General features: G+C 59.7%; 7 protein-coding genes. 2 read left to right on the forward strand and 5 right to left on the reverse strand.

The window, feature by feature from the left end:
- The first annotated feature begins 6 nt into the window (after positions 1–6).
- Positions 7–1,653, forward strand: a complete 1,647-nt coding sequence (locus tag ACFPM8_RS06210) for a DUF342 domain-containing protein (RefSeq protein ID WP_378996110.1) — start codon at positions 7–9, stop codon at positions 1,651–1,653.
- A 265-nt stretch (positions 1,654–1,918) separates the two neighbouring features.
- On the opposite strand, the gene ACFPM8_RS06215 is transcribed toward ACFPM8_RS06210, so the two are convergent.
- The 4 genes from ACFPM8_RS06215 to ACFPM8_RS06230 form a co-directional block, all read right to left on the reverse strand.
- The gene (locus ACFPM8_RS06215) at positions 1,919–2,698 is read right to left on the reverse strand and encodes a copper chaperone (protein ID WP_378996112.1); all 780 of its coding nucleotides are present in this window, start codon (positions 2,696–2,698) and stop codon (positions 1,919–1,921) included.
- Positions 2,695–4,170, reverse strand: a complete 1,476-nt coding sequence (locus ACFPM8_RS06220; RefSeq protein ID WP_378996115.1) for a tyrosinase family protein — start codon at positions 4,168–4,170, stop codon at positions 2,695–2,697. The genes ACFPM8_RS06215 and ACFPM8_RS06220 overlap by 4 nt, the downstream gene beginning before the upstream one ends.
- A gap of 332 nt (positions 4,171–4,502) precedes the next feature.
- Entirely contained in the window at positions 4,503–5,495 is a 993-nt protein-coding gene (gene phnD / locus ACFPM8_RS06225; protein WP_378996117.1) for a phosphate/phosphite/phosphonate ABC transporter substrate-binding protein, read from the reverse strand.
- Between the two features lie 163 nt (positions 5,496–5,658).
- Positions 5,659–6,978, reverse strand: a complete 1,320-nt coding sequence (locus tag ACFPM8_RS06230) for an HAD family hydrolase (protein WP_378996119.1) — start codon at positions 6,976–6,978, stop codon at positions 5,659–5,661.
- 471 nt (positions 6,979–7,449) lie between these two features.
- Here ACFPM8_RS06230 and ACFPM8_RS06235 point away from each other — a divergent pair, with 471 nt between their 5' ends.
- Positions 7,450–7,902: a GNAT family N-acetyltransferase gene (locus tag ACFPM8_RS06235; protein WP_378996121.1), complete on the forward strand. Its 453-nt coding sequence runs from the start codon at positions 7,450–7,452 to the stop codon at positions 7,900–7,902.
- Here the strand turns inward: ACFPM8_RS06235 and ACFPM8_RS06240 are convergent.
- Positions 7,868–8,090, reverse strand: a 223-nt coding sequence (locus ACFPM8_RS06240) for a hypothetical protein (RefSeq protein WP_378996123.1), incomplete at its 5' end; no start/stop codon positions are given. The two genes, ACFPM8_RS06235 and ACFPM8_RS06240, sit on opposite strands and share 35 nt — an antisense overlap.

An 8,090-nucleotide genomic window follows, 5' to 3' on the forward strand; every position in this document is an offset into this window, starting at 1 on the left:
GGAAGCATGGAACAACTGACTTCGGGCATGCCAGCGCTGGCATTTGACCTGGATGAGGACAGTGGCGAGTTGCAGGCAACGTTTTCGCCGATGGCCGACTTGCCGCCATTGGATTTGTCGACGCTGAAGCAGGCTGTGGCCGACAGCGGCTTTGGCGAATTTCATCTGAACGAAACCGCCCTGACCTACTTCATCAGCGCCGCACTCGATGCCGAAGAGCCGTTCAGCATGGTGATCGGCGAGCGCCGCGACGGCGAATTTCAGCTGCACCTGGCGGACGATCTGATGACCGCCAGGCTGACCTTGATCCCGCCCCAGGGCGGCAAACGGGTCGACTTTGCCGTGATGGACGCCTTGCTCGAACACGGAGTGGTGTACGGCATCCTGCACGAACAGCTGGAGGCAGCGCTGGCGGCGGGCCACTGCCAGGACCTGATCATCGCCAGCGGCGATTGGCCGGAAGAAGGCAGCCCGGCCCGGCTCGACAGCCTGCTGGCCGAGAAAGAGGCCGAACTATCCAAAATCACGCAGGACGATGAGCTGGCGCGGATTCAATACGCCGACCTGGTGCGCATGCTGCTGGTCGACCCCGGCGACCGCCTGATGCGCCGCACCCCGCCCGTCGCCGGCCGCAACGGCATGGATATCCGGGGCCGCGAGATCCTTCCCAAGCCGATGGCCGACATCGTGTTCAACCCCAAGCTGCAAGGCGCCACCCCCGCCGAAGACGATCCCAACCTGCTGCTGGCCAGCATCGCAGGCCAGCCGGTATTGGTCGAAAACGGCGTCATGGTCAATCCCGTGGTCCAGGTCGAGAACGTCGACCTCGGCACCGGCAACATCCAGTTCGACGGCACGGTCCGGGTCAGCGCCGACATCAAGGCCGGCATGCGCCTGAACGTAACGGGCGACGTCATCGTCGGCGGCATGATAGAAGCGTCGGAAATCAACGCCGGCGGCAGCGTCTCGGTAGCCGGCGGCGTGATCGGCCATTCCGGCACCCAGACCGGCGTCGTGACCCTGCCGCCGGCGACTGCCAAGATTTTCTGCAAGGGTTCGGTGCAAGCGCTGTTCATGGAACACGCGCATATCGAAGCGGCCGATTCGATCGCCGTCACCGGCAGCGTGCGCCAATCCACCCTGCTGGCCGGAAATGCCGTCGTCGTCGGCAAGCAGGGTTCCAGGAGCGGCCAGATCATCGGCGGAGAAATCCAGGCCGGCAATACCGTCAAGGCGATCATCCTGGGCTCTGCCACCGGCGTCAAAACCCAGGTGCAAGTCGGCTTCGACCCGTTCCTGGAGCAGCAACTGGCGGTCAACCAACAACTGCAGCAACGCAAAAAGGGAGAGCTGGAAAAAGTCCAGCAACTGCTCGTGCATTTCCAGAACAACCCGCACAAGGCAGCAGACGGCTTGGGCGAAAAAGTCGAAGCCACCCGCCGCCAGCTGCAGCACGACATCACTACCCTGGCGAAGGAACAGACCCAGCTGAAAGAAAAAAACGTGCCGCTAGATCAGGCCAGCGTGCAAGTCGGCCGGACTATTCATGAAGGCGTGGAAATCCGTATCGGCAAGCAGGTTTGGGAGGTGAAGAACGATGTGGGGACGGCGACTGTGCGCTTGGTGGATGAGGCTATTGTGGTGGGGAGGTGAGGCGGCTTTGCGTCACTTCTGAACATAAGGGCGCCTCGAAAAACCGTAGGTCGGAAAAGCGTAGCGCCTTCCGACGTGCCGCCGACCGCTAAAAAGCCAAGGGCTTGACCGGCTGATGCGATTCACGCCGTCGGAAGGGTGTAGCAGGGGTTTCAGATGGCATGCCATCTGCCTGCGGAACGGTATCCGCTTGCAAGCGGATACGCGCCCTGCAAGGGCTGCGCTTTTCCGACCTACGCATCCTGAATTGACTGAATGGATACGCTCAGTAAACCAGCAGCCCGGCCGCAATAACAATCAGCCCGGCGCCGATGATCTCGACCTCGGGGCGTGGCCGATAGCGCTCGACGGCGCACACCGCGCTGGCGACTAGCATCAACCACAAGTTGTGCGAAGCCAGCATCGGCAGCAGCATCAGCGCCCAGCAGCTCAACACGCAACTCCGGCCGCTTTGCAAGCCATAACGGATGCAGTCGTAGTCGGCGCGCCAGCCGCGCGGCGCCAGCGGCATCGTGCGATGGCAGGCGCTGAGCGCCAGGCGTTTGTATGGCGTCAGCTGCCAGGCTGCGGCTATCGCAAATCCGAAAGCGAGCGCCCTGCTTTGCTCTGCAAAACTCACTTTAATTGCGGCCAGCAGCGTCAGGCTGACCAGCCCGGCGATCATCCAGACGGCAAGGTAACCGCTCAGGTAGCCGGCGATGGCACGGTGGCGGCGGCGCCATAGACTCCTGAGGGCGGCAGTATGTGCCGGATCGATCACCAGCGGCAGCATCATCGCGGCCACCATCAGCACCCAGCCGACAAGGTCGCTGCCCCAGCCGGCCGCTGTGCCTGCTGCGTGATGCATGTGATGGGCCGGATGCGTCCCCGTCGCAGCTTGCTGTGCGTGCTGCCAGAACAATGCGCTCCACGCTCCCAGGCTGAGCGCCGGCAGCCACCATTCCGGGTGCCGATCCGCGAATTGCGACACCCGGCGCGAAGCCGTTTGCAGCGCATGCGGCGCGCTGGCCGCAGCGCCATCGCGCTCGGGAGAAAAAACCTTCATTGGTAATAAAGGCTGACGCGGCCGATCTGGACATCCGCGTAGCCGCCCTGCTGCCGGCGCGCGACGAAGGTAATGGCAAGCCTGCTTGGGTCCCACAGACCTTGCGCCTTCAGCCGTTCGATGATCGCGCTCACCTCCAACACATACTGCAGCCCGCTGCCGGGATGTTCCTGATCCGGGCGGGATGCTTCTGCGACGCCGAACATCGGCAACGTGCCGGCGAACAAATCCTGATGCTGCTGCGGGTCGGCGCCGGCCGGCAGGTCCAAGTACACCGCGTAACTGCCGGGCACGCCGTTGCTGGTGATGTTTTCGATATTGAGGTAGGCGCTCTGCCGCGTTGTACCGGGGCCGGCGGCCATCGCCATGCGGGCCGGGCCGGTCGCTGTGACTATGTTCATGCTGGCGGTGGTCGCCGCGCTGGCGGTAAGGGCGACGGCATGGTCGGTGGCGCCAACCATTTCCGGCACCGATGCGCTCGGCATGACGGGGCTGCGCACGGCAAATGCCAGCTTGCGGTCAGGCTGCGCTTGCGGGTCCGTGACATCTTCATAACGATAGGCCAACGGCGCAACCGTCGTTGTCAGCACCTGGCCTGGCGTCAACGCGACCGCTTCGGCATCCTTGTCATGAAATTCAAAACGCTGCGTCAGCCAATTCTTGTCGGTCGGATTGGCATGCCCGGCGCGGCCGGTCCAGACATCCCAGAGGCGGTCGATGTTGGCATGATGCAGCCAGAAAATCGGGTCCAGCGCGGCGGTCGCGAAGCTGCTCATGAAACCGGCCGGGCCGCCGACTGCGATGTGCATATCGCCGTGCGGCGTCGTTTCCAGGCCGCCGCCGGGTCCGCCGCCATGGCGCGGGCTCCGTGTCGAGGGTCCGCCAAAACCGGGATGCCCTCCTTCGGCCAGCCCGACGAACAGGGCATCGCCCAGGCAAGACAAATCGACATCTTGCTCGGGGCTCTGGAAGTGAATCGGAACGCCGTCGTTCAAGCCCGAATCGCGTTGTTCGACCCGTAGTGGATTAGGCTTCCCATCCGGGGTATTGATTGCGTAAAACGCTGGCGGCAGTTGCAGCACTTTGTCGATGCTGCGGTATTCGCTGTAGTTCCAGTACGGCAGCGCCCAGTCCTTCGGGCCGCCGAGTTTTTCCACGGCGGCGGCCACGATCTGTTCGAAATACAGCAAATACATCCGGTGCCAGGGCAGGAAAAACCAGGTGCTGTGCTGGCATTGGTTCCAGAACCGCTGGCGGTCGGATGGCAGCTTGTCGGCCACCGTCGCATACGGATCGCTGTCGCGGATGTATTCATGGATCGCGGCTTGATAGCGCCAGCTGGTGGGATCGTTAATCGGCCGGCTCTGCATCTCGGCCACCGCCTTCGCGTACCACACCAGGATCGGATCCCAGGTATCGAGTTTCCAGACATCCCTGCGCACCTTGAGTGCGTCCGACGCTCCATTAGCCATGGCTTGTCTCCTCGCGCAATTGGCGGACCAATCAATGCCAATTCACTCTAGGTAAACCGACTATTGCGGTCAAGAAATTATCTTGGGATGTTGTAAGCGGAGGCGGCAGGAATCGTCGGAGATCGCACGACGATCGAGGCGGTAGATCGGGGCGATGGAAAATCCGCCCCGATCCGTGCCGTAAGGGCGCCTCTAAAAACCGTAGCGAGCGGCTCAAGGTCGGGGCGACGAAGTTGCAACACCTGCAGCTGTACGGAGGTACAGCGAGCATCACAGCCCCGAGATTGAGTCGCGCAGTAGGTTTTTAGAGGTGCCCAACAGGCGGGAGATGCTTATTTGGAACGTGCCATTTCCAGCGCCGCATCGAGCTTGCCGAAGCGGGCGGTGATCTTGTCGAATGCCGCTTGTTTTTGCGCAGTGCTCAAGCTGGCGTCATACATATTGCTGCGCAATAAACCGAACATGGTGAGGTCGGCGATCGGTTTCAATTGGGCGTCGCTGGAGTTTTGGAAACCGGACAGATCCAGTATTTTTTGCAGCACTTCGGCCTGGTTGACGCCGCCCTTTTGCTTGCCATAGGTGGTGAAGAAATCCTTGACCTTCTTTTGAACGTCGGGCGGCAAATCCTTGCGGTACAAGATAGGATCGTTGGCAATCAGCGGCGAGGTCCAGATCACCCGCACTTTCTTGAATTGCGCAGGCGCTTCCGTCTTGATGCGATCCAGCTCTTCGGTGTTGTTGGTCGCCACATCGACTTCGCCGTTGATCACCGCCAGCAGATTCTTTTTATGATTGCCTACGCTGATTTTGCTGAACAGCTTTTCCGGCTCGACCTTGTTTTTGGAGAATGCATAGTAGGCCGGCACCAGGTAGCCGGAGGTCGAGCTTTTCTCGCCGTCGGCGAAGCTGTACTTGCCTTTGTTCGCTACCAAGTCTTCGAACGATTTGATGGGGCTGGCTTGCGGCGTGATCAGCACCGAGTTGTAGCCGCGCGAACCGTCTTTCTTGACCATTTGGGCGAACACGGTCGATTGGCCGTCTTCCACCGCTTCCAGCGCGCTCTTGCTGCTTAACCAGGCGACCTGGATGGTGTTGGATTTGAGGCCGGCGACGATGTCGCTGTAGTTGCTGGAGACGACGGTGCGTACTTCCATCTTGGTCGATTTGGCCAATTCGTCCAGCATCGGCTGCCAGCGTTTTTGCGTATCTTCAGGGGTGGTGGTGGCGATCAGGCCGACGGTGATCTTCTTGGAAGCGTCTTCGGCGAAGGCGAACGAGGTCGCCAGACTGCCTAACACCAGAGCTATTTTCAGCAAATTCTTCATCAAAATACCTATTCAACTATTGATATGGTTAAGGGATAAAAAAAACATATTGCACCGACCGCATTGTCGAAACAGGCAAGTCGATTGTGAAGCTAAGAACACATTGAAAAAATACTGAAAACGGCAGCGTGCGATTGCCGCAATCACACGCTGCCAAGCTCCGTCAGGCCAGCAATGTTTCGCTGGTTTTGTCGTACTTGATGGTGGCTTCGGACGGCAGCCAGTTGCCGGTCGATTCCACCCGGCCTTGCAGCAGGAAACGCGGTGTTTTTGCCGTCATTTGTTCTGCCGCGGTTTTGCAAAGATCGCCGATCTTGCCATGCTTGAGGCGGTTCACGATCAGGCTCAGTTGCGTGTCTTCGAAATCACGCAGCATGTCGTAGTCGCCGTCGCTGTCGCCGGCCACGAAGATCGGGCCGTAGCCTTTGCTGGCGACCAGTTCGCGCTTGATGATTTCGGTTTTGCCCGGGCCCCAGTTGATCGGCCAGCCGGTTTTATATTTATTCAGGTACAGGCCGTTGGCGCGTTCCAGGCGCAGCCCGAGGATCTTCTCGCGCTTGACGTTGTAGCCGTATTTGGGGGTGGTGGCAAACACCGCGACCACTTCTTCCAGCGAAGCCGTGCTGACATAGACGTCGATGCCGCTTTGGCGGAAGGCATCCATCAGGGTCGCGATTTCAGTGCACAGGCGAATCCCGTGGAAGTGCGTGGTGTTGACCACGCCGGCCTTGCCGGGCATCGCTGCGGGACTGGTGTATTTGGTTTTGGTCAGCCCCAGGCCGAGATTGTGGTCGTTCGAGGCTTCGGCCAGTTTTTGCACTTCTTCGACCGACATATTGGTAAAGAAATAAATCACCCACGGATAGCCGATGTTGGTGCCATAGGTGGCGTTGACGGCTTCGTACAGGTAATAGAGCTTGGCGCGGAAGTCCTGGAACTGCGGCGTTTCGCGGATTTCATCGAGCTTCTTGGCGCCTTTGAATTTTTCGTAATTGGCGTGCAGGTATTGATAATCGCTGTCGAGATCGGCGCAGATGGCGTCCAGTTCGACGATGTTGCCGGCGGCGTTTTTATATTCTGCGGCAAATGGACCGGGCGGCACATTCTGGCGGATGATGGCGCTGAATTCCTGCGGATTGAGCTTGAACGACAGCGTATTGATCTGGTACATGAACAAGGCTTCTTCGGTGTCGTTCATGATGCTGGTGTTGTCCCAGTCGAACACCACGTAGGGCCGCCGCTTCGGATTGTAGCCGGCGCTGCTGCTGCCATTGCGCGCCAGCAGGGACTGCAGCTGCTGATGATTGCGCGCGCCCCATTTGGCGGGATCGAGCGCCAGGCCATGGGTCTTGGCTTCCTTCGCCAGTACTTGCGTCGGCAGTGCTGCCGCCGCCAAACCTAACCCTACTGTCAGCGCGCCGGTCATGACCGCACGGCGGCTTTGTAAAACATCTTTTCCTTCTAACCCTTTTGTTCCATTCATACTGTTGACCCCTATTCCCCTTCGACCACAGTCTCTATGTACAGGGATGACAAGTGGGCACCTCGAGAAACCTACTGCGCGGCCCAATCTCGGGCCTGTGATGCTCGCCGTACCTCCGTACGGCTGCGCTTCTCGACCCGACCTTGGACCGCTCGCTACGGTTTTTCGAGGTGCCCGACACACGAACATGTCATCCCCCCTTTGCTGCCAACCCGGCCTCCCAGCCGGATCGTCAAGCGAGATACACTAGCATATTTCAATTTAGAAACAAACAATAAAACGAAGAAAGCTGATATCTATTAACGGCGGTTAAAAAACCTGGCGCTCCGTCCATTTGATAAGCGCAACATTGACAAGCTTTCGTTCGATTACTAGCCTGTAGCAAGCAGTCGCCGCAACCCGGCTGCCATCCGGAGGGGCACCTCCAAACACCCCGCCTGACGAAAGGTCGCCATGGTCAAGCTGCGTCGAATGAGCGAAGCTGAATTTGATGTTTTCGCGGAACGCATTATTCCTGAATACGCACAAGAGAAAGTGGCGGCCGGCGACTGGCCGATTGTCGAGGCGGACCGCAAATCCCGTGCCGAATTCGTCAAACACCTGCCGTCCGGCCTAGCGACGCCGGGCCATCATTTTTTCACGATCACCGATCCCGGCAACGCCAACGTCGGCACCTTGTGGCTGTCGGAGCAAGACAGCGGCGGCAGGCAAACCGCCTTCATCTACGATCTATTCATCGAGCCGCCGCAACGCCGCCAAGGTTACGCCCGCGACGCCATGCTGGCATCGGAACCAATCGCACGCGAGCTGGGCCTGCGCGAGATGAGCCTGCACGCCTTCGGCCATAACCAGGCGGCGATAGCGCTGTATCAAAGCCTCGGTTTTCGCATCACTGATGTGGAGATGGCGAAGAAGCTGGGATGAAGCTGCGTCCGCCGTTCGATAAACCGATCCCGCTGCATTGAGGGGGGTTGCGGTTGCGGTTGCGGTTGCGGTTGCGGTTGAAGTTGAAGTTGCCGTTGAATTTGAATTCCGCATTGGGACGCTGCCAAATGTGGCGGCTGTCAGTCGGGAATTGTGGGAAGGCTTGTCTGAGCGCAGCGAGTTTGCCT

Origin of the sequence: Paraherbaspirillum soli (assembly GCF_042654985.1) — a bacterium.
In the GTDB taxonomy this organism is placed as follows: domain Bacteria; phylum Pseudomonadota; class Gammaproteobacteria; order Burkholderiales; family Burkholderiaceae_D; genus Paraherbaspirillum; species Paraherbaspirillum soli.

What these genes read in the sequence shown, in the direction of transcription:
- phnD (WP_378996117.1), bottom strand. Translation starts at nt 5,495, where the DNA reads ATGAAGAATTTGCTGAAAATAGCTCTGGTGTTAGGCAGTCTGGCGACC.
- ACFPM8_RS06235 (WP_378996121.1), top strand. Translation starts at nt 7,450, where the DNA reads ATGAGCGAAGCTGAATTTGATGTTTTCGCGGAACGCATTATTCCTGAA.
- ACFPM8_RS06215 (WP_378996112.1), bottom strand. Translation starts at nt 2,698, where the DNA reads ATGAAGGTTTTTTCTCCCGAGCGCGATGGCGCTGCGGCCAGCGCGCCG.
- ACFPM8_RS06220 (WP_378996115.1), bottom strand. Translation starts at nt 4,170, where the DNA reads ATGGCTAATGGAGCGTCGGACGCACTCAAGGTGCGCAGGGATGTCTGG.
- ACFPM8_RS06210 (WP_378996110.1), top strand. Translation starts at nt 7, where the DNA reads ATGGAACAACTGACTTCGGGCATGCCAGCGCTGGCATTTGACCTGGAT.
- ACFPM8_RS06230 (WP_378996119.1), bottom strand. Translation starts at nt 6,978, where the DNA reads ATGAATGGAACAAAAGGGTTAGAAGGAAAAGATGTTTTACAAAGCCGC.